The organism is Halomicrobium katesii DSM 19301 (genome assembly GCF_000379085.1).
Lineage (GTDB): Archaea > Halobacteriota > Halobacteria > Halobacteriales > Haloarculaceae > Halomicrobium > Halomicrobium katesii.
The window spans coordinates 1,870,275-1,894,017 of the sequence record NZ_KB905378.1 but is presented as its reverse complement, the minus strand read 5'-3'; the positions used below and the strand labels follow the sequence as shown (position 1 = coordinate 1,894,017).

Below are 23,743 nucleotides of genomic sequence, written 5' to 3'. Positions count from 1 at the left end.
CATGCCCCGCGACCAGCGGCTCGCTGGCGAGGAGCTACAGCGACTCGCCGACGGACTCCGCGACGAGTGGCACACCGGCCGCGAGGTCGACTTCGAGGAGGCGATCGCCTTCCACGAGTCGCTCCCGGCCGGCAAACAGTTCGCCCCGGTTCTGGAGTCGGCCGATCGACCCCTGCTCCAGCCACGCGCGGGCGTCCCCTGCCTCGAAGCGCAGATCGATCTGCTCCGGTACCTCGAACAGCAGGGCGGGGCGGACCTGCTCCCGACGACGATCGACTCCTACACCCGCGACAACGAGTACGAGAAGGCAGAGGAAGGGCTGGCGGCCTCGCGCAACAGCGACGAGGACGCGCTGAACGGGTTCCCAGCGGTCAACCACGGCGTCGAGGACTGTCGCCGACTCGTGCGGGCGCTGGACACGCCCATCGAGGTGCGCCACGGCACGCCCGACGCGCGCCTGCTGGCGATGGTGACGCTGGCGGGTGGCTTCCAGAGCTTCGAGGGCGGCCCCATCTCGTACAACATCCCCTACACGAAAGGCCACAGCCTAGAGGAGACGATCACACACTGGCAGTTCGTCGACCGGCTCTGTGGGGCCTACGCGGAGCGAGGCGTCGTCGTCAACCGCGAGCCGTTCGGGCCGCTGACCGGGACGCTGGTCCCGCCGGCCATCGCCATCGCCGTGATGCTGGTCGAGGGGCTGCTCGCGGCCACGCAGGGCGTGCGCTCGCTGACGCTTGGCTACGGCCAGGTCGGCAACGTCGTCCAGGACGTGGCCGCGTTGCGTGCGCTGCGCGCGCTGGGCGAGGAGTACCTCCCCGACGACGTGACGGTCACCACCGTCTTCCACGAGTGGATGGGCGGGTTCCCGCCCGACGAGGCCCGTGCCAGCGGCGTCATCGGCCTCGGCGGCGTCACGGCGGCGGTCGCCAGGCCCGACAAGGTCATCACCAAGTCCCCACAGGAGTTCCAGGGCGTCCCGACCAAGGAGGCCAACGCCGCCGGCCTGCGGACGACGAGACAGCTCATAGACATGACCATCGAACAGGACATCGACCTCGCCGGTATCGACGAGGAACAGCGACTGATCGAACAGACGACACGCGCGCTGATGGACGCGATCGATCGCCACGGCGACGGCGACGTGGCCCAGGGAGTGATCCGTGCCTTCGAGTCGGACGCGATGGACGTTCCCTTCGCCCCCAGCGACGCCGCGGCGGGCGCGGTGTTGCCGGCCCGCGACGACGACGGCCGCGTCCGGATGTTCGAGTTCGGCGATCTCGCAGTGCCCGACGAGATCCGCGAGATTCACGAGAACAAGCTCGGCAAGCGCGCCGAGAGAGAGGGCCGAGCCCAGTCGTTCCAGATGGTCGCCGACGACGTGGACGCCATCAGCGACGGCAAGCTCATCGGCCGCCGGGGTGAGACGGATGCGGATTGAGGCCGTCCGGGCGACCCCCGGCGTCGCCGGGTTCTTCTTCGACGACCAGCGGGCGATCAAGCAGGGGGCCAGCCGCGACGGGTTCGTCTACGAGGGCGAGCCGGTGACCGACGGCTTCGACCGGATCCGAGAGGCCGGCGAGAGCCTGCTGGTCGAACTCCGGCTCGGCGACGGCCGGTGGGTGCGAGGCGACTGTGCCGCCGTCCAGTACTCCGGGGCCGGCGGCCGCGACCCCCGGTTTCGGGCCGACGAGTTCGTGTCGGTCGTCGAGGGGCAGGTCGCCGACGTGCTGCGCGGACGGGACGCGACCCACTTCGACGAGAACGTCACGGCCATCGAAGCGCTGCCCTCGCGCGAGGGGGGACGACTCCACACGGCCGTCCGCTACGGCGTCTCGCAGGCGCTGCTGAACGCCGCCGCCCACGCGACTCGGGGCACGCCCACCGACGTGCTCGCGACGGCGCTGGGAACGGAACCGGCCACGGAGCCCGTCCCGGTGTTCGGCCAGTCCGGCGACGAGCGATACACCAACGCCGAGAAGATGCTCGTCAAGGGCGTCCCAGTCCTGCCCCACGGACTGTTCAACTCCGCGGACGCGATGGGCGCGGACGGCGACGGCCTGCTCGACTACCTCGACTGGCTGTCGACACGCACCGACGACCTCGGACGCCCGGCGTACGAGCCCCGGTTTCACGTCGACGTGTACGGCATGGTCGGCGAACTCTTCGGACCGCCCTACGACCGCCCCGAAGTCACCGACTACTTCGCGGCGCTCGAACGGGCGGCGGCCCCCTACCCGCTGCAGGTCGAGGGACCGATGGACGCCGCGGGGCGGGCCGACCAGATCCACGCGATGGCGGAACTCCGCGAGGCGCTCGCCGACGCGGGCGTCGCCGTGGACGTCGTCGCCGACGAGTGGTGCAACACGTTCGACGACGTTCGCCGCTTCGTCGACCACGAGGCCGCTGACGTGGTCCAGATCAAGACGCCGGACCTGGGCGGCGTCCAGCGGTCGGCCCGCGCGGTCCGCTACTGCGAGGGCACCGACACCCGGGCGTACCTCGGTGGCACCTGCAACGAGACGGCGACCTCCGCGCGGGCCTGTGCCCACGTCGCGCTGGCGACCGACGCCGCGCAGGTGCTGGCAAAGCCCGGCATGGGCTTCGACGAGGGGTACATGATCGTCACCAACGAGATGCGCCGGACGGTGGCGCGAATGGACGGGCGAGCGACCGGGGCCGACGCCGCCGAGCGACGGGACGCCGTGCGTCGCGATCCAGATCCCGGCCGGGCGGGCGGTGGTCGGCGATGAGCGAGTGGACCGACCCCGACGCCTTCGCCTCGGCGCTCGATCGCGCGGAGACCCGAGAGAAGGGCCACTACTTCGAGCGCTTCGCGGTCGGCGAGACCATCGAGCACGAGCCCGGCCTGGCGCTCGATCGGCCCGGCAACGAGCGGTGGATGGGCCAGACGCTGAACCACGATCCCGCCTACTGGCGGACCGACACCGCCCGCGAGCGGGACTTCCCCGAGCCGCCGATCCACCCGGACTACCTGCTCGCCTGCGTCATGGGCGCGACCGTCGAGGACCTCTCTGAGAAGGGCGGGTACTTCCTCGGCCGGACCGACCTCCGGTTCCACGAGCCCGTCCTGCCGGGGACCGAGATCAGAGCCCGATCGACCGTCGAGTCGACGGCCACCTCGAACTCCCGGCCCGACTACGGGATCGTCACCTGGCAGACGGCGGGCTACGACGCCGAGACGGACTCGGTGCTGGTCAGCTACGAGCGGACGAACATGGTCCCGCGGCGGACCGCGACAGCGGCCGACGGTGGGCGGGTGACCGACGACGAACAGACGGCCGAGGAGGGAGCGCCCGCTCGCACCCTGCCGGACACGCTGATCACCCCCGACGGCCCCCACTTCGAGGACTTTCGGGCGGCGCTCGATCGCGTCGGGGACGATCCGGACGCGGCCGTCGCCTACCGCCACGAGCGCGGTCGGACGATGGACGACCAGCTCGTGGCCGGGCTCCCCCTGGCGACGCTGAACACGGCGCGCCAGCACCACAACCGCGACGCGATGGCCGACTCGCCGTCCGGAGACATCGTGGCCTACGGCGACGTGACCCGCTCGGTCGCGCTGGCCCACGCCCGATCGGACGAGGCGACGTACCGGGAACGCGCCTATCACGACGAATCGTTCCACGACTTCGTGACGCTGGGCGACACGATCTACGGCTTCACGCGCGTCCTCGAAGCCGATTCCGACCCCGGCCCGCCGCGAGCCGGCGAAGTGACCTTCGAACACGTCGCGTTCGACCAGGACCGCCGTCCGGTCTACTCCGGCCGGCGAACCGCACTCGTCGACAGCCACAACCAATGACACGACTCTGTCGCACCTTCCAGACCGCACCGGCCGCCGTCCCGCGCGAGAACTCGGCGAAGTACCTCGACTCCGGGCTCACCGCCGAGGGGTTCGAGGCACCGGACTGGCTCGCGCCCGACATCGAGGACGGCACCGCGCCGTCGATGAAAGCCGAGGCGCTCGAAAACACGATCGACCGGCTCCCCGAGTACGGCCCCGACTTCGGCGGGGAGATCTGGCCCCGCGTCGAGTGGAGTTACGCCGACCCGAGCTTCCGAGAGCGAGGCGTCGACCAGATCGACCGCCTCGTCGGCGAGGCCGGCGACCACCTCGACGGCGTCGTCGTCCCGAAGGTCGGCCGGCGAACAGATGTCGAGGGGGCCCGCTCGGCCGTCGCGGAGGCCGAACGCGAGCACGGCCACGACGACGGCTCGATCGGCCTCTCCGTGATCGTCGAGACGGCGCGGGCGTTCTCGGACCTGCGAGAGATCGCGCGGCTGGGCGAGGACTCGCGTCTGACCGGCCTGATCTTCGGACCGGTGGACTACACCGCGGAGCTGGGCGGGCGCGCGATGGACGGCGAGCGCCCCCAGTGGGCCGCGATGCTCGAACGGCTCTCGAACGAGGCCAGCGCCGCCGGTCTCCTCGCCGTCGGCGGCCCCTTCGACCAGCTCTTTCACCAGCGGGCAGGGGTGACCTACTACAACGCACCGGGGTATGCGGATCAGGTGACCCGCGAGGCGACCATCGGCATCGACGGCTCGTGGTCGCTCCACCCCAAACAGACCGTCCAGGCCAACCGCATCCACATGCCGACCGCCGAGGAACTGGAGCGCGATGTGGGCAAGATCGAGCGCTTCGTCGAAGCCAAGGCCGAGGGGTCGGGCGCGGTCGTGCTGGACGGCCAGATGGTCGACGAGGCCACGTACAAGAACTTCGCCAACACGGTCGCGACGGTCCGTGCCATCGACGAGGCCCACCCCGAGCAGACGGCCGACCGCTACGACGGCGACCTCGTCGAGCGTGCGCGCGCCGTCGAACTGGGGTTCGAGGGCTCGACGTAAGCGGTCAGATATCCACGCTGAACTCGACTGTAGCCGGAAGCTGCCACAAAAATTTGTCCACAGTATGCTACAGTATGCCTTAAGTCGTTTAATTTATTCTCTGTGCCGGTGAGCCGAGCCCGCCGCTTCCGGAGGCCGTCGATTCCGCCGCCGGTGCCCGAGCCGGCACGAGGGCGGTCCGCGTAGCGGCGGGCGAAGCGAGTAAGACCCTCCCGACCGAAGACGATCACGTGAAAGACTTCGAGCGCGAGCAGTTGCTCGAACGCATCGGCCGGGAGAGCGCGACGATCGGCGTGGACATCCCCGAGGAGATCGAGGTGCAAGGCGAGGCGATCGAACTCCAGTCGTTCGTCTTCGAGATCAAGCGCCGAGACACGATCCCCTCCGGCGAACGCGACCGCGTCGAGAACGCCAAGCGCAACCTCCGACGCGAGCGCCGCCAGCGCAAGCAGCGCATCGAGGACGACGACATCACGTTCGCGCAGGGAGAGCGCCTCGCGAACTCGATCATCGGAATCGACCGAGCGCTAAACGCCCTCGAACAGCTCGGCCCGGCCGACATCGAGCAGGAGGCCCAGGCCAAGGAAGCCGCCGACAAGAAGCGCTGGATGACGTTCCTCAAGAAGGCGCTGGGCCACGAGGACGCCGACTCCGGTACCGGGAGGGCGAGTCGCGGACGATGAGTCGTAACGACGAGATCGCCCGGCAGTTCGAGGCCTTCGCCGACCTGCTGGACGCGAAGGGCGTCGACTACAAGCCACGCGCGTACCGCCGCGCCGCGGAGAACATCCGCGAGTACCCGCAGGCAGTGGAGGGGCTCGCCCAAGAGGGCGAGGACGCCGTCGGCGAGATCGACGGCGTCGGCGACGCCATCGCGAGCAAGGTCGTCGAGTACGTCGACACCGGCCACATCGAGGAACTGGAGGCGCTGCGCGAGGAGTACCCCCTCGACATGGCGGCGATCACCAGCGTCGAGGGCGTCGGCCCCAAGACCGCCGGGACGCTGTACGTGGAACTGGGGATCGAGACGCTCGACGACCTCGAATCGGCCGCCGAGGACGGCGACATCCAGACTGTGAAGGGGTTCGGAGCCACGACCGAGCAGAACATCCTCGACGGCATCGACTTCGCCCGCGAGGCCCACGAACGGCAGTTGCTCGGGGACGCCCGCCCCAACGGCGAGCGCGTGGTCGAGTACCTCGACGCCGTCGACGCGGTCGCGTCGGTCGAGCTCGCGGGCTCGCTGCGACGCTGGCGGGCGACGATCGGCGACGTGGACGTGCTGGTCGGCAGCGACGACGCCGAGCGGGTCGTCGCGGCGTTCACCGACTGGCCCGAGGCCGACAGCGTCATCGAGGCCGGCGACACGAAGGCCAGCCTGCGGGCCGACGGCGTCCGGATCGATCTTCGCGTCGTCGTCCCCGAGGAGTTCGGGGCCGCCCTCCAGTATTTCACCGGGAGCAAGGCCCACAACGTCGCCGTCCGGAACCGCGCGATCGAGCGCGACCTGAAGGTCAACGAGTACGGCATCTTCGACGTGGCCGGCGTCGAAGACGACGACCAGCGGGCCGGCGAGCGGATCGGCGGTGAGACCGAGGCGTCGATGTACGAGCCGCTGGAGATGGACTGGATCCCCCCGGAACTGCGAGAGAACCGCGGCGAGATCGAGACCGCCGCCGAAGGGGACCTGCCGGACCTCGTCGAGACGAGCGATATTCGCGGCGACCTCCACACGCACACGTCTTGGTCGGACGGCCGCGCCACCGTCGCGGAGATGATCGAGGGGGCGGCCGCCTTCGGCCACGACTACCTCGCGATCACGGACCACGCCACCGGGCCGGGGATGGTCGGCGGCGTCGGCCTCGACGACGAGCAACTGCGCGACCAGCTCGCCGAGATCCGGGCGGCGGCCGACGAGGCGGGGATCGACGTGTTCGCGGGCGTCGAGGCCAACGTCGCGGCCGACGGCCGGGTGTCGGTCGCCGACGACCTGCTGTCCGACCTCGACCTCGTGGTTGCCTCGCCCCACGCCGCGCTCGACGGCGACGGCACCGAGCGGTTGATCGCGGCGGCAAAACACCCGGCCGTCGACATCGTCGGCCACCCGACCGGTCGCTACCTCAACCGCCGTCCGGGCCTCGACGTGGACGTATCCCGGCTGGCGACGGTCGCCGCCGACCACGGCACGGCACTGGAGATCAACGCCGACCCGGCGCGACTGGACCTCGCTGGCAGCGCCGTCAAGACGGCGATCGAAGTCGGCGCGACCATCGCTATCGACACCGACGCACACTCGCCGGCCGGCTTCGACAGCCTCAGGTACGGCGTCCACACCGGCCGGCGGGGCTGGGCCGAGCCCGCGGACGTGCTCAACGCCCGGAGCGTCGACGACGTGCGGTCGTTCCTCCACTGACCGATGACCGATCTCCTGCTCGACGTGATGTGCGGGACGCTCGCGACGTACCTGCGCATGTGTGGCTACGACGCCGCCTACGCGCTCGACCGAGACATCGCCCCGGACGCGCCGGACGAGGCGCTCCTCGCCCTGGCCCGACGCGAAGGGCGACGGATCGTCACCAGGGATCGCGACCTCGCGAGCCGGAGTCCCGACGCGATCTTGCTCGACGGCCGGGCGATCGAGACACAGCTCTCGGAGCTGTCGGCCGCGGGCTTCGAACTCGCCGTCGACGACGAACCCGCGTACTGTGGCGACTGCAACGGCCGACTGGACGCCGTCGACGCCGACCGCTCGACGCCCGACTACGCACCGAAGCCCGACGAGACGGACGTGTGGCGCTGTCGAGCCTGCGGACAGCACTTCTGGCGAGGGAGCCACTGGGACGACGTGGCCGAGACGATCGCCGAGATCGAGGACTAACTGCCGTCACTGATTGACAGGCGTCGCCGCCAAGCGTGTCGACCACACGACTGGCGGACGGCTGGCAGCGTGCCCACACCGGCCACTCGCCACGGGCCGGTATGTGGGTGTTACCCACCCGTACCAACCGCCCCACTCAGAGCGGAGTGAGCACGGACCGGCCGACCGAGCCGACGCAAAAACCGCAGGACGGAAGCAGTTTAACCGACCGTACCAAACCCCCTAAGAGTATCTGATCCGAACGGTGGTGTATGAGCACGACAGCGACGACGGCCGACACACGCCTCTCGGAGAAACAGCGCCGCATCCTCGAGTTCCTGCGAGACAACGCCGACACACAGACGTACTTCAAGTCTCGCCTCATCGGCAACGAACTCGGCCTCTCCGCGAAAGAAGTCGGGACGAACATGACGGCCATCGAAGGCGGCGAGTTCGACATCGACGTCGAGAAGTGGGGCTACTCCTCGGCGACGACGTGGAAGGTCACCTGCTGACCGCTCGTCGAACTCTCTCGTCGCTTCTCGTAGTGCCGGCAGTCAGTGCCCGAAGCGACGGCCGACCGTCGGTCACGCCCCCCAGCAGCGACCTGTGCTCGACCGGAAAAGCGACGGCAGTCCCCCGTCTCACTCCGGATCGTACGAGACGAGATCGGCCGCCTCGGTGGCGAGCGTGGCCGCGTGCTCGCCGAAGGAGTCCGCGTAGCGAACGAGCAGCGTCAGGACGGTCTCTGGCTCTTCGACCGCGTAGCCGTCGTCTCGCGAGAGCAGTCCCACACTCTCCAGTTCGCTCGCGTACTTGCTGACGGTCGGCCGAGACACGTTCAGCGTCGCCGCCAGGTCACCGCCCGTGGCCGACGGATCTCTCAGCAGCGCGACGAGCATCCCGCGCGGCGTCTCGCGGCGAAGGTAGCTCAACACGACCATCTCCCGCTCGGAGAACTGTCCGGCCGCGAAAAACCGCCGGTAGTCGCCGTCGCGGTAGCTGTCGATCCGTCCGTCCTCGGCCAGTTGCCGGAGGTGATGTTGGCTCTCGCCGGTTCCGAGCTGGAGGTCGTCTCTGATCTTCGAGAAGTGCGCGCCGGGCGTCGTCGAGACGTAGCCCGCGATCGCTTCGCGGGCGTCGCTCTCGGAGTCCCCGTCGCTGTCAGAGAAGCGCGCCAGCGGACCCGCCGCACCGAGCGCGGCGAACCGGCGCAGCGTCGCACGCTTCGATTCGTCGACCGGACCATCCCCACCCATGTCTGGTTCAGCTACGCACACCAGTAATAAAACGGCTTCGACTGTGGTGACTATAGTAACAATTGAAACGATGTACACACCGATCGCACTTCCGTCGTGCGATCGGGTGTGCATTGATTTTCAATGGCTACTATACCTGGCCTACAGGTCGTCTTTGTCGGTGCTACCGTCGCCAGGGGCGTTGCCACCGTCACCGAACTCCTGGTCCATCTCCTCGATGGCCTCGTTGGCGTCGACGATACCCGAGTCTTCGCCGTGTTTGATCTTCTGGGCCTGCTGTTCCATTTCCTCGACGTCGACGTCGGCCTCCGCGTCGATCTGACCGAGGATCTTCTCGATGTCGTCGAGGCCGAGCATCTCGCGGGTCTCCTCGTCGAAGTCCAGCCCTTCCAGGACGTGGCCGTTCTCCTTGACGTCGGAGCCAGTCAGGTGCTTGCCGTACCGGCCCACCAGTGACGTGAGCTCCTGGGGCAGGATGAAGGTCGTCGACTCGCTGCCGCCGATCCCTTCCAGTGTCTCCATGCCTTTGTCGATGATTGCGCGTTCGCCCATCGACTCCGCGGATTTGGCACGGAGGACGGTCGAGATCGCGTCACCCTGCGCCTCGAGGATCTGGCTCTGCTTCTCACCCTGTGCGCGGATGATGTTGGACTGCTTGTCACCTTCCGCCGTCTCGACGGCGGAGCGCCGTTCACCCTGGGCTTCCAGGATCATGGCACGGCGTTTCCGCTCCGCGGAGGTCTGTTGCTCCATGGCCCGCTGGACGTCCTTCGAGGGGTTGACTTCGCGGACCTCGACAGACTCGACGCGGATCCCCCACTCGTCGGTGGGTTCGTCCAGTTCCTGGCGGATGCGGGAGTTGATCTCGCCGCGCTTGTTCAGCGTGTCGTCCAGTTCCATGTCACCCAGTACGGCCCGCAGCGTCGTCTGGGCGAGGTTCGACGTGGCTCGCTCGTAGTTCTCGACTTCGAGGAACGCCTTCTTCGGGTCCATCACCTTGATGTAGACGACGGCGTCGGCGGTCACCGGGGAGTTGTCCCGGGTGATCGCTTCCTGTCGGGGCACGTCGAGTGTCTGCGTTCGCATGTCGAACCGCGTCACGTCTGACACGAACGGGTAGATGAAGTGGATCCCCTGATCGAGGAGGCCACGATACGAACCGAGGACCGTGTACGCACCCTGCTGGTACGGGCGGATGATGACGATGCTCGAATACACCAGTGCGACGGCGAGCAGGAGGAAGACCACTGCGACGAACAGGAGTCCCCCTCCTTGGAGGACGACACTTGGAAGCATATCGTCCGAACCTCGGGGTGGCTAAAAGAAAAGCCTTCGGTCGTCGTGACAGGTAGTTTTCTCTTACAGATCGCACACGGTGACCGTTCAGGCGGCGTCGGACTCGGCGTCGGGGTCGAACTCGCGTTCCGGTTCGGCGTCGGTCACCGACTGTTCGCGGTCGGTTTCGAGCTGTCGGTCGATCGCGTCGCCGCCCGAAACGGCCTCGACGGTGACGACGTTGCCGCCGCCGGGATCGACGACCATCACTTCCGCACCCTCTTCGATCTCACCGGCGACGCTGCGAGCCTGGTAGTAGGGATTGAAGCCGGCGTCCTGGAGCTTCACTTCCCCGTCGGTCTGGGTGACTCGCTCGGTGACGCGGCCGAACTTGCCCCGCAGCGAGTCCGAGTCGAGCGTCTGTGCAGAGCCTTCGCCGTCGTAGATGTCGAGGCGACGGTACCCCCACAGGGTCAGACCGGTGGCCACGAGGACGGCGGCGGCGAGCACGAGAATCCCGAGCGCACCCCCGACCGGCGAGAAGAGCCCGACGACGCCCGCCGTCAGGAGCGCGACGCCCAGAACGAAGAAGTGTGCGCCCGGAGCGACCGCTTCGGCGACGAGCAACAGGGCTCCTCCGACGAAGAGGAGCGTCGAGAGCGATTCGCTGAGCAGAGACATACGCGACCTACGGCCTCCGGTGGATTAAGTCTCCGGGGTCAGAAGTCCGAAGACGCCGAAAGACAGCAGGGCGACGACGAGGAGTCCGCCGCCGAGTACGAGCACGTTCTGGAGCGACGAGACGAAGCCGGGTGAGAGCATGGCCGCGAACCCGAACACCGCGAGGTAGACGCCGAGAACGACGAAGAGAGCGTTCTCGCGGCTCGCCGCCTCGGGTTCGATCGGCCCGGCCGACAGCAGACTCCCGGCGACGTTGCCGCCAGCGTCGGACTCGCTCTCGTCGACCAGCGGTTCCGGTACGTCCTCACTCGACAGCTCGACCGCCTCGTCGTGGCCGTTCGTCGCGGTCTCCGCGTCGGGGCCGACCTCGTCGACCGAGAACTTCCAGTCGTCGGAGTCGGCGTCGTTTGCCATACGCCGTCATTACAGGTGGTGGTACAAAAGCTCCCTGCGTCCGATCAGTGGATACGGGTGCCCAGTGGCGAGTCCTCGTGAGTCGTCAGCAGGTCGGCGTCGTCGCCGGCCGCGAGGATCATCCCGTTGGATTCGCGCCCGAACAGCTCCGCTTTCTCCATGTTGGCGAGGAGGACGACCCGCGTTCCGGGGAGCTCGTCCACGTCGTGGAGCCCCTTCAGGCCGGCCACGACCTGGCGGGTCTCGATCCCGATGTCGACCTCGAGTTCGAGGAGGTTGTCGGAGTCGGCGATGTCCTCGGCGGCGACGATCTGGCCGACGCGCATGTCGACGCCCTCGAACGCCTCGAAGCCGATGCGCTCGTCTTCGAGCGGTTCGAGTTCGATCGTCTCGTCGCCCTCGTCGTCCTCGTCGCCCTCGTCGTCACTGGCCGCCTCGACGCGGCGCTGGAGCTGATCGTTCAGCCCCTCGATGTGGTCGTCCTCGACCTGACTGAACAGCTCCGTCGGCTCGTCGAAGTCGGCGGGCGGCGTCGCCAGTGCGGCGTCGAGCGGGACATCAGCCACGGAGCCCTGTTCGCCGAGCTGTCCCCAGATGCGTTCGGTCTTCTCCGGCAACACCGGCTGGAGCAGAACTGCGACGGCCTTCGAGAGCTGGACGCAGTCCCGGATCACCTGCTGGGCCCGCACCGGATCGTCGTCGACGAGGTTCCAGGGCTCGTTGCGCTGGATGTACTCGTTGCCGAAGTCGGCGAGTTCGACGCCCACGTCGGCGAGGGCTCGCAGTTCGTAGTCGTCGACCGCGTCCTCGAAGGTCTCGATGGCGTCCTCGATGCGCTCGCGCACGTCGTCGCTGACCTCGGTGTCGGGCGTGCCGCCGTAGTTGCGCTTCGCGAACAGCAGCGACCGGTAGAGGAAGTTCCCGACGTTGCCGACGAGCTCGCCGTTGACTCGCTCGGCGAAGCGGTCCCACGAGAAGTCCACGTCGGTCTCGATGCCCGACCCGGAGACGATGTAGTAGCGGAACAGGTCGGGATGAAAGCCCGCGTCGAGGTACTCGTCGGCCCACACCGCGCGGTTCCGGGAGGTCGAGAGGGAGTTGCCGTCGATGTTGACGAACCCGGTCGCGAGGATCGCGCGGGGTTCGTTGTAGCCCGCACCCCGGAGCATGGCCGGCCAGAAGACGGCGTGGTGCTGGATGATGTCCCGGCCGATCACGTGGACGATCTCGCCGGCCTCGTCGGTCCAGTCGTCGTCCCAGTCGGTGCCGTGACGTTCCTCGCCGCCGAGTTTCCAGACGGACTCCCAGTCGTAGGTGTCCTCGCCGACCCGCTCGGTGTACTGCTTCGTGGAGGCGACGTACTCGATCGGGGCGTCGACCCAGACGTACAGCACGAGATCCTCTTCGGTCTCCTCGTCGGCTGCGTCTGCCGGATAGTCGACCCCCCAGTCGATGTCCCGGGTGATACAGAGGTCCTGCAGGTCGCCCTCGACCCACTCGCGGGGCTGGTTCTGTGCGTTGTCGGTGCCGTCGAGGCGGTCGAGAAAGCCCTGGAGGTACTCCTGGAAGTCGTTCAGGCGCAGGAACTTGTGTTCGCGGGTGCGGTACTCGGCGGGGTTGCCCGTCCGCGTCGAGACGGGGTCCTCGATCTCGCCGGGTTCGAGGTGGCGCTGACACCCCTCGTCGCACTCGTCGCCACGCGCCCGTTCGCCGCAGTACGGGCAGGTGCCCTCGACGAGGCGGTCCGGGAGCCACTGGTCGGCTTCGGGGTCGTAGCCCACCTGGATCTCCTTCTCGTAGACGTGGTCCTGCTCGACCCACGAGCGGACGAACTCCTGGGTGAGCTCCTGGTTCGTGTCGTCGTGGGTGTGACCGTAGTTGTCGAACTCGACGTTGAACTGCGGGAAGGTCTCGGCGTAGGTCTCGTGGTACTCCAGCGCGTACGCCTCGGGATCGACGCCCTCCTCGCCCGCGTTGACGACGATCGGCGTGCCGTGCATGTCCGAGCCACAGACGAACGCGGTCTGTTGGCCGACGCGCCGGAGCGCGCGAGCGTACACGTCGCCGTTGACGTAGCCACGCAGGTGGCCGACGTGCAGGTCGCCGTTCGCGTAGGGCAACCCGACCGTCACCACTGCGGGATTGTCGGTGGGGAACTGCTGGTCGCTCATATCGGTTCGATACCGCCGTGGCCGTGGAAAGTGTGCCGATTTGCAGCCGCACGTTCGCCGCCATCGGTGCCGGCGGAAAACGCCCCGCGGCCGGCGATGTCAGAAGATCGCGAAGAAGCCGGCGGCGAGCCCGATCGTCACGACCAGCCGACCGGCGCTACCGAAGAAGGTGGCGACCGCGAACTTGAGGTAGTCGTCTTCGAGGATCGAGAACGCGTAGATCGAGATCGTGTCGGGGAAGAAAGGCACGCACAGCGCCAGCGCGAGGCCGGCGTAGCCGTACTTCTTGGCGATCGAGACCGTCTTGCGCTCGGACCAGCCCAGAATGTCGAACCGGGACCGCTCCAGCAGGGAGAGCAACGGCCCGTACTCTTTGGTCTCCTGGCCGATGTGGAAGGCGAAGAGGCTACCCAGCGCCTTGCCAGCCCCGCTGACGACGATGATGACGGCGATCGTCGCCGGTTCCGAGAGACCGAGGCGTAACGTCCCGCTGGGAGCGAGGACGACCTCGCTCGGGAACGGCAACAGGAACGCGATCAGGAACGAGTAGACGCCGATGATCAGTAGTCCGAACGGCCCGGTCGCCGTACAGACCGCCTCTTCGAGTCCCGTCGGATCTGTCGCTGTTCCGCACTCGGACAGAAACAGCACGAACCCATCGAACACCACTGACAGGGCCTAACGTGAGGGGCGTAGTAAGTGTTGATATGTCGCGTCGGTATCGCTCTATACGCCCGGTCGCCGTCGTACTGTCGCCTGCGTCGTGACGTGAGCCGCCACTCGGGTGGCGAAATCGGTCACAGATGTCCGTCGACGGTGTCAGTACCAGTCCAGATCGGCGACGAAAGAGCGCAGCATCGAGCGGGTGACGTGGGGCATACAGACGACGCGCATCTCGCCGCTGCCGGTCTTGGAGACCCGCCAGCCGCGGTCGCGTAGCTCCGTCGTCATCGGGATCGAGAGGTCCGCCGCGACGAGGGGCAGTTCGGGACCGATCACGTCGTGGCCCCGCACGTCGAGTTGTTCGGCGAGCCACTCGGCGTTGCCCATCGCCCGCTCGTAGGTCTCGCGGTAGCCATCCCGCCAGAGGGCGTCCATGGCGGCGACGGCGCTTGCGACGCCGGCCCCGGAGCGCGTCCCGGTCAGCGTGACCTGACTCCGCGATTCCAGGTACGGCGTATCGATCGCCAGCTCGTCGAGGAGATCCGGCGAGCGCGCGAGCAGTCCGCCCGCCGGCACCGCGGCCTGCCCCGCCTTGTGTGGATCGATCGTCAGCGTGTCGACGTCGGCGTGTCCGAAGTGCCAGTCGTGGTCGGTAAAGGGGAGGTAGAAGCCGCCCCACGCCGCGTCGACGTGACAGAGCGCGCCGACCGCATTTGCGAGGTCGGCGACCGCCGGGATCGGATCGACGTAGCCGTACTCGGTGGTGCCGGCCACGCCGACGACGGCGACGGTGTCGTCGTCCGCGAGGTGGGTCATAGCGTCCATGTCCGCCCGGTAGTCGGTCGCGGGCGCGGTCCGAAGCTCGACGCCGAGCAGCTCCGCGGCCTTCGTAAACGAGAAGTGAGCGTGTTCCGGCGCGACGACGTTGGGGTCGTCGGTGTCGCCGCGGTTGCGCGCGATCCGGATCGCCTGCACGTTCGCCTCGGTGCCGCCGCTGGTGACGTAGCCCGCGGGGTCGCCGAGTCCGGCGATCGTTCCCAGTCGCTCGACGGCCTCGCGTTCGAGGTCGGCGACCGTCTCGTAGGTGCCCGGATCGCCGGGATTCGTCGCGAGGAACCGCTCGGCCGCCGTCCGAGCCGCCGGGTGGGGTTCGGTACACATCGACGAGAGGACACGTTCGAACGACTGGGGCTCGGCCCGCTGCATCAGTTACGAACACGGACTTGACGACTTTAGGCGTTGTGTTCCTACCAGTTCGACGGGCCGATCTTCTTGGTCGCCTTCGCCCGGAGGCCGGCCGGACCGACCGAACTCTCGAAGACCGTCTGGCGTTCGGTGTCCAGCGCGCCGCCGAAAGAGCCGACGCGCACGGTCCGATACGTGTCGTGACCCTGGTCGTTCGAGTAGAAGAAGACCGAGCCGTGGAGCAGTCCGTGGATGTCGGGATCGCTCCGCACGTCGGCGGCCCGGCGTTCGTAGACCACGTAGGCGATCCCGTCCCAGCCGACGACCGCTTCGCGCAACCCCAGCAGGAAGCCGAGCACGGCGCTGCGATCGATCCCGAAGTTCGTCGCCAGGAGGAGGTCCGAGAGCCCGTCGATCACGAGGATCGCGTCGTCGCCGCTGTCGGCGACGTACTCGCTGATCTCGTCGAGCAAGGCGGACACGTCGTCGGCGTCGTCAGTCTCCGTCGAGCGCTCGTCCGGCAGCGTCACGTCGTCGAGCAGCCCGGCGACGCCGCTGTCGTCGTCTTCGGTCGGCGCGGGCACGTCGTCGCGGCGCTGGTCGTACAGCGACGCGGGCACGTCGACGGCCGAGAGGAACTGCTGGGAGAAGTCGGCGACGGTGAGGTGGTCGGTCAGGATCTCGAACTGCTCGGAGTCGAGGACGGCGTCGAGTTCGCTGTAGATGTGGTCCCGGTCGTGAGTCAGCGAGACGTAGCTGACGCGCTCGGGGATCGCCTCGCGCGCGTCGCCGAGCCGTCGGGGGTACAGCGCCGGCTCGTGTTTCGCGAGCGCGAGCGAGGCGAGGCTCGTGTACAGGAAGGCGTGGCTGCCGGCGTCGGGTGCCCCCGCGAGCAGCACTGCGCTGCCGGTCGGGATGCCCCTGACGGCACCGTCCAGTCCCGGGATGCCGAACGGGACGTACTCGACTCCCGCACTGACGCTCTTGGCCTCGGGCGGCGAGAGGTCGTCCATACGACCACTCCACCGCGCCGGCTGAAAACAGTATCCCCGAAACGCGGTCGAAAAGCCGACCCGGGGTCGCTACGATTCGCGGACCGATTCGAGCAGGAGGCGCTGCTCGACCCGCTTGACCTCCTGTTGCACGTCGCGGACGGCGTCGACGTTGGCGCTGATCGAGGTGACGCCCTCGTTGACGAGGTAGCGGACCATCTCGGGCTTGGAGCCGGCCTGCCCGCAGATGCTCGTCGCCACGTCGTGCTCGCGGCAGGTCTCGATCGTGCGGCCGATCAGTTCGAGCACCGCCGGGTGAAGCTCGTCGAAGCGTCCCGCGACGGCCTCGTTGTTCCGGTCGACCGCGAGCGTGTACTGGGTGAGATCGTTCGTCCCGAACGAGGCGAAGTCGATCCCCGTCTCGCACAGTTGCTCGATGCCCAGCGCGCTGGCCGGGGTCTCGACCATCACCCCCCACGTTCGCTTGTCGGGGTCGATGCCCGCCGCTTCGAGCAGCTGGCGGGCCTGCAACACGTCCTCGGCGTCGTTGACCAGCGGGAGCATGACCTCGACGTTGTCGTAGCCCAGATCGTACAGGCGAGCGATCGCGTCCAGCTCCAGCCGGAACGTCTCCGGCCGGTCGAGGCTCCGGCGGATCCCCCGATAGCCGAGCATCGGATTGTGCTCGGCGGGCTCGTTCTCGCCGCCGTCGAGCTGCCGGAACTCGTCGGTCGGGGCGTCCAGCGTGCGGACCCGGACCGGACGCGGGTAGAACGCCTCGGCGACGGTCCGAACGCCGTCGACGATCTCGTCGACGTAGGCCCGTTCGCCGTGGTCCTCGACGTAGCGTTCGGGCGTCTTGCTCGTCGAGAGGATCATGTGCTCGATCCGCAACAGGCCGACGCCGTCGGCACCGGTCGCGGCGGCCCGCTCTGCGGCCGCGGGGATCGAGACGTTGACCTTGATCTCGGTGCCCGTCATCGGCTTGGCAGCGAGGCCGGCGTCGGTGCCGTCGCCGACCGACGACGGCTCGGGCTCGTCGGCGGCAGCGGTCGCGCCGGGCTCGACGATCCCCTTGTCGCCGTCGATCGTCACGTCCTGCCCGTCCTGTAGCCGGTCGGTCCCGGCGTCGGTGCCGACCACCGCGGGGACGCCAAGCTCGCGCGAGACGATCGCCGCGTGGCTGGTCATCCCGCCCTGGTCCGTGACGATCCCGGCGGCCCGCTCCATCGCCGGCACCATGTCCGGCGTCGTCATCTCCGTGACGATGATGTCGCCCGGTTCGACCTTGTCCAGCTGGTCGAGCTTGGAGACCAGCCGGACCGATCCGGCGACCTGGCCCGGACTCGCCCCCAGCCCGGAGACGAGGACGCCGTCCTGCTGGCCGGTCATCGCGCCGCCGTCGGCGACCCCGGCGTCGGTCCAATCGGCAGCCCCGCCCTCGTCGATCGTCGTGATCGGCCGGGACTGGAGGAGATACAGCGTGTCGTCGTCGATCGCCCACTCGACGTCCTGGGGCGTCCCGTAGTGGTCTTCGACCCGTTCGCCCATCTCGACGAGCTGATCGAGCGTCTCGGTCCCAAGGACGCGCTGCTCGCGTTTGTCGTCCGGAACCGCCCGCTCGACGGTGTCGTCACCGTCCCGGACGTGCATTACCCTCTTCTCGGCGACGGTGACTTCCTCGACCCGGCCGCTCTCGCGATCGACGACGTAGTTGTCCGGCGAGACCGCACCGGAGACGACCGCCTCGCCGAGTCCCCACGCGGCCTCGACGATGGCTCGCTCGGCTCCCGTCGAGGGGTGGCTCGTGAACAGCACGCCGCTCTCGTCGGCGTCGACCATCGCCTGGACGACGACCGCGATGTCGACCGCGTCGTGAGAGAAGCCCTGTTCCTGGCGGTAGTAGATCGCTCGCTGGGTGAACAGCGACGCCCAGCACTCCCGGACACGGTCGAGCAGGTCCGCCCGGCCGACGTTGAGAAACGTCTCCTGCTGGCCGGCGAAGGAGGCGTCCGGGAGGTCCTCCGCCGTCGCCGAGGAGCGGACCGCGACGACGTCGTGGTCGAGGTCGTCGAACGCCGCCAGCAGCTCGTCCCGGACCGAGTCTGGGACGGCGGTCTCCAGAATCAGCTCCTGTGCGTGCTCGGCCGCGGCCGCCAGTGCCTGGGAGTCTTCGGTGTCCACGTCGACGGTCTCGGACAGCGCCGCCTCGATACCGGTGTCCTGTACGAACGAGCGATACGTGTCGGCCGTAACGACGAACGCGGGCGGAACCGGGAGGCCAGCGCCCGCGAGTTCACCGAGAGATGCCGCCTTGCCGCCGACGCTGTCTACGTCGTCGGCCGTGATGTCGTCGAGCCAGCGTAGTGCCATGTGCGCGTTCGTACCATCATGAACGACCGTTATGGTATTGCCGGTTCCGGCACGTTTCAGCGGGAGTCACTCGGATCCGAAAGAAGGATTGATACGGAAAGTTGTAGGTCTTTACCAGATCGACCGTACGCCGTCGTGCGGTCGACTGGGTAAACGCCTACAACCGTCCGTATGAGAGATCGCTGAGACCGCTGCTCGGTCGACCGCGCTCTAGGCCTCGATGATGTCGTCGTCCTCGCTGTCGGGGACGGTCAGCTCCCCGTCGAGCGTCGTCACCGCCCGCCCGCCGACACGCACGTCGTGGCCGTCGGTCACGACGCGGACGCGGCCGGGCCGATCGAGGAAGTGACCCTGTTCGACGACGATCTCCTCGCGCTCGCCGTCCAGCGCGTTGTGCCGGCGCAGATAGGCACACGCGGCCCCGGCGGCGGTCCCCGTGACGGGGTCCTCCGGAACGCCGGCCAGCGGGACGAACGCCCGCGCGTGGATCGTCGCGTCGCCGTCCAGCGTGTCGAAGGTAAAGGCGTAGAGCCCCTCGGCACCGACGGATTCACAGAGCGACTCGATCGCCGCCATGTCCGGCCGAGCGTCCCGCAGGTGCTCGAAGTAGTTCACCGGAGCGACGAGGAAGGGGAGGCCGCTCGAAGCGACCGAGAGCGGGAAGTCCGCACCCACGTCCCGCAGCGTCGCCACGTCGATCCCCAGCGCGTCGGCCACGTCCTCGTCGGCCACGTCGGCGGGTCTCACCGTGGCGGTCGCCTGTTCCATCCAGACGGTGCCGTCGTCGTCGATCTCGATCTCGAACGTGCCCGCGGCCGTCGCTAGCGTGTGGGTCCCGGCGTCGAGCCGGTCGTGCTCGTAGAGGAGCGCGTGGGCGGCGACGGTCGCGTGTCCACAGAGGTCGACCTCACGTTCGGGCGTGAAGTACCGCAGCCGCCGGTCCGCCTCGTCGTCCGGCAGCACGAAGGCCGTCTCGCTGGCACCCAGCTCCGAAGCGATCTTGCCGAACTGCTCGTCGTCCAGTCCGTCCGCGTCCGGCACGACGCCCGCCGGATTGCCCGCCATCGGCTCGTCGGTGAAGGCGTCGACGAGCAGCGCCTGTCGCGTGTCCATGCCCGCTCAGACTCGCCGCCGGCAGTAAGGCTTGGTGGTCGACGGCCCGCCAGTCGCCGACGCCGATCGTGCGGCGGCAGTCGAACCGACGGTCGACGACGAGACCGACAGCGTTGTGTCCCTGCTGGACAGAGCCCAGACCGTGTCGCTGCTCTCGATTTTCGCGACGGCGATCCTGCCGGTCGTCGCCGTCGCCGGTGCTAGCTACCTGCTGGGTCGGTTTCGGGACGTGGATCCCGGCGCGCTCAACACGGTCACCGTCTACGTGCTCGCGCCGGCACTCGTCGTCTACAGCTTCGCGACCACTCCGTTCCCCGCCGCGACCCTCGCACGCGTCGTCGTCGCCGTCACCGCCTTCTCGGCGGCGATGATCGCCGTCGCCGAGTCCGTCGGCCGACTCCAGGGACAGACCGAGCCGCTGTTGGGTGCGTTCGTCCTCGTCGTCGCCTTCCCCAACGTCGGCAACTTCGGCATCCCGCTCTCGGAGTTCGCCTTCGGCGCGACCGGTCGCAGCACTGCGATTCTCGTCACGGCACTGCAGGGCGTCCTGCTGTACACCGTCGGCGTCTACATCGCCGCTCGTGGCGACGACGGGAGCCCGCTGAGCAGCATGAAGCGCGTCTTCTCGATCCCGCTGGTCTACGCCGTCGTCGGGACGCTCGCGGCCCGGTGGCTCGGGGTCGTACCGCCCGAGTCCAGCGCCGCGATGCAGACCATCGAGATGCTGGGCAACGCCTCGATCCCGGTCATGCTGCTCATCCTCGGGATCCGCCTGTCGAACGTCCGCGTCGACGAGACCGTGCGGCGGGTCGGCGTCGCCAGCGTGGCGAAACTCGCCGTCGCGCCGCTCGTCGGCGTCGGGATCGCACTCGCAGTCGGCTTTCGCGATCCCGTCGTCGCGCGGACGTTCGTCCTGCTCGCTGCCGCGCCGACGGCGGTGACCCCCGTCATCCTCGTCGGTGCGTTCAGCGGCGAGAGCGACGGTCTCTCGGCCGGTCAGTTCGTCAGCACGTCCGTGCTCGTGACGACGCTGGGCAGCGTCGTGACGGTCACGCTGCTGGTGGCCCTCCTCCAGTCCGGGGCGATCGTCTGACCGAGACTGGGGCTGACCGACCGCGGGGTCGTGTGCCGTCGACCGGAGAAGCGGCGGCAGTCGTCACGAGTGGACAGAGTAGCCACTGGAGCGGGCGTCGACGGCCCGCCACAGGATCAGTGCCGGCCGTCGTCGCGGACGTAGGTGAGCGCGTCGAGGAACTGCTCGGTGTCGATGCGATCCTCGCGCTCTCGGAGGCGTTCGCGGAGCTTCGTTGGCGTCATGTGTGTTAACACCATACACTATACAACCATTTAACACTTCTCACGCTGCCGACGGCGGTGTTCAGATAAGAGAGAGTAGCGTCCTTCGAGCACGGAAAGCCCTCGCGTCGCTCGACTGCTTCGCTCGGTAGCCCGATCTGCGGGGGCACTATTCGACGGAGAGAGAATATGCGCCACAGATCGGGCTAGCGGGCCGAGGGCTTTCGGTGTCTGCAACTCAGCAAGCGCGGTCGCTTCTCTGGTACGGTTTATTGTAGTTGCTTACCGGTGATCGTCGCCACGGAGTAGACGATCACCGGTAAATCGCTACAATAATCCGTATGAACCCATCGCTCAGCGTTCCAGCCAGCTCGAACAGGCGTCCAGATCGTCCATGGTTCGATCGTGGAGCTGACAGTACGGCGTCGACTCGCCGTCTTCCATCACGTACTCGAAGTGCCGACAGTTCCCGCAGTACGCTTCGAGGGCGTCCTCGTCGTTCTCCTCGTCACCGTCGCTCGTCGAATCGAGGACGTCGTTGCTGAAGGCCGCGCCACCGGTCGCCGTTCCGTCGGCCTCGATCACTTCGCCGCCGTCGGCGCTGGGTTCTGTCTGTAGCCCTCTGGAGTGGCCCGTGGCGGTGTCCGCGATGGGATCGAAGGACTCCGTCTGGGTGGCGTCGGCCGACCGGCGATCGGCGGCCTGCGACCCGCCGTCGTCGGCCGCGTCGCTGTCGTCGCGTGTTGCAACCGTGACGGTCGCGCCGTCGTGACCGGTCGACGCGGTCTCGCGGTTCGTCTGGGTCTCGACCTCGCCGTCGAGGTCCGTCCCGAAGAGGCCGACACCGCCAAAGCGGCCGAGCGAGCGGGCCTCTTCGACGAGCTGGATCGTCCCCTGGCGGGTGATCTCCATGCGGGCCGTCCCGCCGGGATCGTTGCGGGTCTTGAACGTCGCCAGTGCGACGAACAGACTCCAGAAGATCGTGACGACGCCGAAGAAGTAGACGGCCGTCGTCGCCAGCGTCAGCAGCGGCGCGGCGGTGACCCAGTCGTAGGGATAGACGTGCTGGAACATGGCGACGCCGATCGCCGTGATTCCCGTCCCGACAATTGCAGCCCCACGGACCGACCGCGACGCCGGAAGGACGGCGAAGACGCCGAGCAATACGGCGGGCAAACCCAGTCCCGTGAGGACGCCCGCCAGCTCTCGAGCCGGGTACCGCCCGAGCGACTGGACACCGACGTTCGTCGTCGCCAGCGCGATGGCACCCACCACCATCGTCCCGCCGACGAGGAAGAGCCCGCTGCCGAGGAGCTGTTGTCGCCGGCTGGCCACCCGGCCGACGTTGCCCTCGTACACGTCTGTGAGACTCGTCATAGCCCGTCATAGGGCCGCTCCCCTCAAAACTACCCGTCAGACGGGTGGCATACGAGGGGGGAGCGACCGGCGGGAGCGACCGCCTCGGAACACGCGAGCGGGAGTGAACGAAGCGAACGACACGCGAGCAGCGGGAGCGACCGGCGGGAGCGATCGCGTCGAACGACGCCAGCGTTCCGAAAACCCTAATCACGGCCGCTCGGAACGTGGGCGTATGAGCGACGACGAGGAAACCGACGACGGGCCGGCAGTCGAACTCGGCGAGGGAGATTCGGTCGCCGGTACGCCCCTGGCACGCGTGAGCTCCCGACTTACCTGGGGTATCGAGCACAGCACGATCGTCGAGCGCGAGGGCGACACCGACATCCGTACGCCCGACGGTCCACAGCCACTCGCCGACCTGATGGCCGACGTGGACGTGCCGTACTTCGAGCACCGACGCGAGTTCGAGTCGGCCGTCCGTGGAGTGCTCGGCGACGGCCCGGTTGCGACCGAGTAACACAGCGGACTGTTCTGTCGCAGTCGGCGTTCGCGGAGTCCGCGCTGTCGGCCACGCCGTCCGTTCGGTCGGGGCGTCTCCGAGCACACGACGCCAGTGTGGTCCGTGTCGCCCTCGCGGTTACCCGTGAGAACCGTCGTCGGTCCGATCTCGACGGTCGTCGGCGGCGTCGCTGTCGGCGCTGGACTGCTGTTGTCTGATACGGTTTATTGTAGTTGCTTACCGGTGATCGTCTACTCCGTGGCGACGATCACCGGTAAATCGCTACAATAATCCGTATGAGCTCGTCGACTTCGCGTTCGAGTTCGGCGATGCGCTCGTCCGTGCCGTCGTCCGAAGACCGGCGGAAATAGCCGATCGCCAGTGCCGCAGCCACAACGACTGGCGCGGCGAACAGGACGAATATCAGAAGGACGATAATCAGTTCTTGCGTACCTGGGAGACCGAGCTGGAGGGCAATCACGTCCGGCACATCTGTCACGCCAGAACAAGAACTTACTGGTCGTCGAGTCGATCCACCCGGCGCTGTAGCTCCTCGACCTGCTGTTCCAGTCGGTCGAGGCGTTGCTGGTCTGGCGAGCGGTTCTGCCGGACGAGCAAGACGCCGCCGACGAGCGCGAACGACACCACGAGAAAGAGCAACAGGAGCGCGCCGACGAAGAGCAGTTCGACGCCGACCGGGAGCTGTAGCGGTTCCATACCGGCGTCTGGACGGC

At 68.1% G+C, this 23,743-nt stretch carries 23 protein-coding genes; 10 read left to right on the top strand and 13 right to left on the bottom strand.

Features of this window, described 5'->3' with window-relative positions:
• Position 1: 1 nt before the first annotated feature.
• The 8 genes from HALKA_RS0110065 to HALKA_RS0110030 all read left to right on the top strand — a co-directional run bounded on the left by HALKA_RS0110065 (position 2) and on the right by HALKA_RS0110030 (position 8,244).
• Complete coding sequence (locus HALKA_RS0110065) at positions 2–1,441, top strand: methylaspartate mutase subunit E (protein ID WP_018257867.1); 1,440 nt, start codon at positions 2–4, stop codon at positions 1,439–1,441.
• Positions 1,431–2,753: a methylaspartate ammonia-lyase gene (locus tag HALKA_RS0110060; RefSeq protein ID WP_018257866.1), complete on the top strand. Its 1,323-nt coding sequence runs from the start codon at positions 1,431–1,433 to the stop codon at positions 2,751–2,753. The genes HALKA_RS0110065 and HALKA_RS0110060 overlap by 11 nt, the downstream gene beginning before the upstream one ends.
• The gene (gene mch / locus HALKA_RS0110055) at positions 2,750–3,826 is read left to right on the top strand and encodes a 2-methylfumaryl-CoA hydratase (RefSeq protein ID WP_018257865.1); all 1,077 of its coding nucleotides are present in this window, start codon (positions 2,750–2,752) and stop codon (positions 3,824–3,826) included. The genes HALKA_RS0110060 and mch overlap by 4 nt, the downstream gene beginning before the upstream one ends.
• On the top strand, positions 3,823–4,872 hold the full coding sequence (citE, locus tag HALKA_RS0110050) for an L-malyl-CoA/beta-methylmalyl-CoA lyase (protein WP_018257864.1): 1,050 nt from the start codon (positions 3,823–3,825) through the stop codon (positions 4,870–4,872). Before mch ends, citE begins: the two co-directional genes overlap by 4 nt.
• Positions 4,873–5,102: 230 nt before the next feature.
• Entirely contained in the window at positions 5,103–5,555 is a 453-nt protein-coding gene (locus HALKA_RS0110045) for a DUF5788 family protein (protein ID WP_018257863.1), read from the top strand.
• Positions 5,552–7,285 (top strand): DNA polymerase/3'-5' exonuclease PolX, encoded by a 1,734-nt coding sequence (gene polX, locus HALKA_RS0110040; protein WP_018257862.1) that lies wholly within the window; start codon positions 5,552–5,554, stop codon positions 7,283–7,285. Before HALKA_RS0110045 ends, polX begins: the two co-directional genes overlap by 4 nt.
• A 3-nt stretch (positions 7,286–7,288) precedes the next feature.
• Positions 7,289–7,750, top strand: coding sequence for a DUF5615 family PIN-like protein (locus HALKA_RS0110035; RefSeq protein ID WP_018257861.1), 462 nt, complete (start codon positions 7,289–7,291; stop codon positions 7,748–7,750).
• Positions 7,751–8,001: 251 nt separating this feature from the next.
• Positions 8,002–8,244 carry a DUF7123 family protein gene (locus tag HALKA_RS0110030; protein WP_018257860.1) on the top strand — a complete coding sequence of 81 codons (243 nt, stop codon included), beginning with the start codon at positions 8,002–8,004 and terminating at the stop codon, positions 8,242–8,244.
• 129 nt (positions 8,245–8,373) lie between these two features.
• Here HALKA_RS0110030 and HALKA_RS0110025 read toward each other — a convergent pair whose 3' ends face one another.
• From HALKA_RS0110025 to HALKA_RS0109980, 10 genes are all read right to left on the bottom strand, one after another.
• Positions 8,374–8,988 (bottom strand): winged helix-turn-helix transcriptional regulator, encoded by a 615-nt coding sequence (locus tag HALKA_RS0110025; RefSeq protein WP_018257859.1) that lies wholly within the window; start codon positions 8,986–8,988, stop codon positions 8,374–8,376.
• 141 nt (positions 8,989–9,129) lie between these two features.
• The gene (locus HALKA_RS0110020) at positions 9,130–10,284 is read right to left on the bottom strand and encodes an SPFH domain-containing protein (RefSeq protein ID WP_018257858.1); all 1,155 of its coding nucleotides are present in this window, start codon (positions 10,282–10,284) and stop codon (positions 9,130–9,132) included.
• Positions 10,285–10,371: 87 nt separating this feature from the next.
• A complete protein-coding gene (locus HALKA_RS0110015; RefSeq protein WP_018257857.1) occupies positions 10,372–10,944 on the bottom strand; it encodes an NfeD family protein in 573 nt (190 codons plus the stop codon).
• A 24-nt stretch (positions 10,945–10,968) separates the two neighbouring features.
• Positions 10,969–11,358: a DUF7312 domain-containing protein gene (locus HALKA_RS0110010; RefSeq protein WP_018257856.1), complete on the bottom strand. Its 390-nt coding sequence runs from the start codon at positions 11,356–11,358 to the stop codon at positions 10,969–10,971.
• 44 nt (positions 11,359–11,402) lie between these two features.
• Positions 11,403–13,529: a methionine--tRNA ligase gene (gene metG / locus HALKA_RS0110005; protein WP_018257855.1), complete on the bottom strand. Its 2,127-nt coding sequence runs from the start codon at positions 13,527–13,529 to the stop codon at positions 11,403–11,405.
• A gap of 99 nt (positions 13,530–13,628) precedes the next feature.
• Entirely contained in the window at positions 13,629–14,198 is a 570-nt protein-coding gene (locus HALKA_RS0110000; protein ID WP_018257854.1) for a YqaA family protein, read from the bottom strand.
• Positions 14,199–14,348: 150 nt separating this feature from the next.
• Positions 14,349–15,398: a tyrosine decarboxylase MfnA gene (gene mfnA / locus HALKA_RS0109995; protein WP_018257853.1), complete on the bottom strand. Its 1,050-nt coding sequence runs from the start codon at positions 15,396–15,398 to the stop codon at positions 14,349–14,351.
• A 41-nt stretch (positions 15,399–15,439) separates the two neighbouring features.
• Positions 15,440–16,390: an RAD55 family ATPase gene (locus tag HALKA_RS0109990; protein WP_018257852.1), complete on the bottom strand. Its 951-nt coding sequence runs from the start codon at positions 16,388–16,390 to the stop codon at positions 15,440–15,442.
• A gap of 69 nt (positions 16,391–16,459) precedes the next feature.
• The gene (gene ppsA / locus HALKA_RS0109985; RefSeq protein WP_018257851.1) at positions 16,460–18,742 is read right to left on the bottom strand and encodes a phosphoenolpyruvate synthase; all 2,283 of its coding nucleotides are present in this window, start codon (positions 18,740–18,742) and stop codon (positions 16,460–16,462) included.
• 210 nt (positions 18,743–18,952) lie between these two features.
• Positions 18,953–19,855, bottom strand: a complete 903-nt coding sequence (locus HALKA_RS0109980) for a PhzF family protein (RefSeq protein ID WP_018257850.1) — start codon at positions 19,853–19,855, stop codon at positions 18,953–18,955.
• A 142-nt stretch (positions 19,856–19,997) separates the two neighbouring features.
• Here HALKA_RS0109980 and HALKA_RS0109975 point away from each other — a divergent pair, with 142 nt between their 5' ends.
• Positions 19,998–20,948: an AEC family transporter gene (locus HALKA_RS0109975; RefSeq protein ID WP_026190259.1), complete on the top strand. Its 951-nt coding sequence runs from the start codon at positions 19,998–20,000 to the stop codon at positions 20,946–20,948.
• Between the two features lie 557 nt (positions 20,949–21,505).
• Here the strand turns inward: HALKA_RS0109975 and HALKA_RS0109965 are convergent.
• The gene (locus HALKA_RS0109965) at positions 21,506–22,528 is read right to left on the bottom strand and encodes a cell division protein CdpA domain-containing protein (protein WP_018257847.1); all 1,023 of its coding nucleotides are present in this window, start codon (positions 22,526–22,528) and stop codon (positions 21,506–21,508) included.
• A gap of 214 nt (positions 22,529–22,742) precedes the next feature.
• On the opposite strand from HALKA_RS0109965, the gene HALKA_RS0109960 reads away from it, so the two are divergent.
• A complete protein-coding gene (locus tag HALKA_RS0109960; protein WP_018257846.1) occupies positions 22,743–23,027 on the top strand; it encodes a DUF5789 family protein in 285 nt (94 codons plus the stop codon).
• 250 nt (positions 23,028–23,277) lie between these two features.
• Here HALKA_RS0109960 and HALKA_RS0109955 read toward each other — a convergent pair whose 3' ends face one another.
• On the bottom strand, positions 23,278–23,499 hold the full coding sequence (locus HALKA_RS0109955; RefSeq protein WP_026190258.1) for a hypothetical protein: 222 nt from the start codon (positions 23,497–23,499) through the stop codon (positions 23,278–23,280).
• 23 nt (positions 23,500–23,522) lie between these two features.
• The gene (locus HALKA_RS0109950; protein ID WP_018257844.1) at positions 23,523–23,726 is read right to left on the bottom strand and encodes a hypothetical protein; all 204 of its coding nucleotides are present in this window, start codon (positions 23,724–23,726) and stop codon (positions 23,523–23,525) included.
• Between the last annotated feature and the right edge of the window lie 17 nt (positions 23,727–23,743).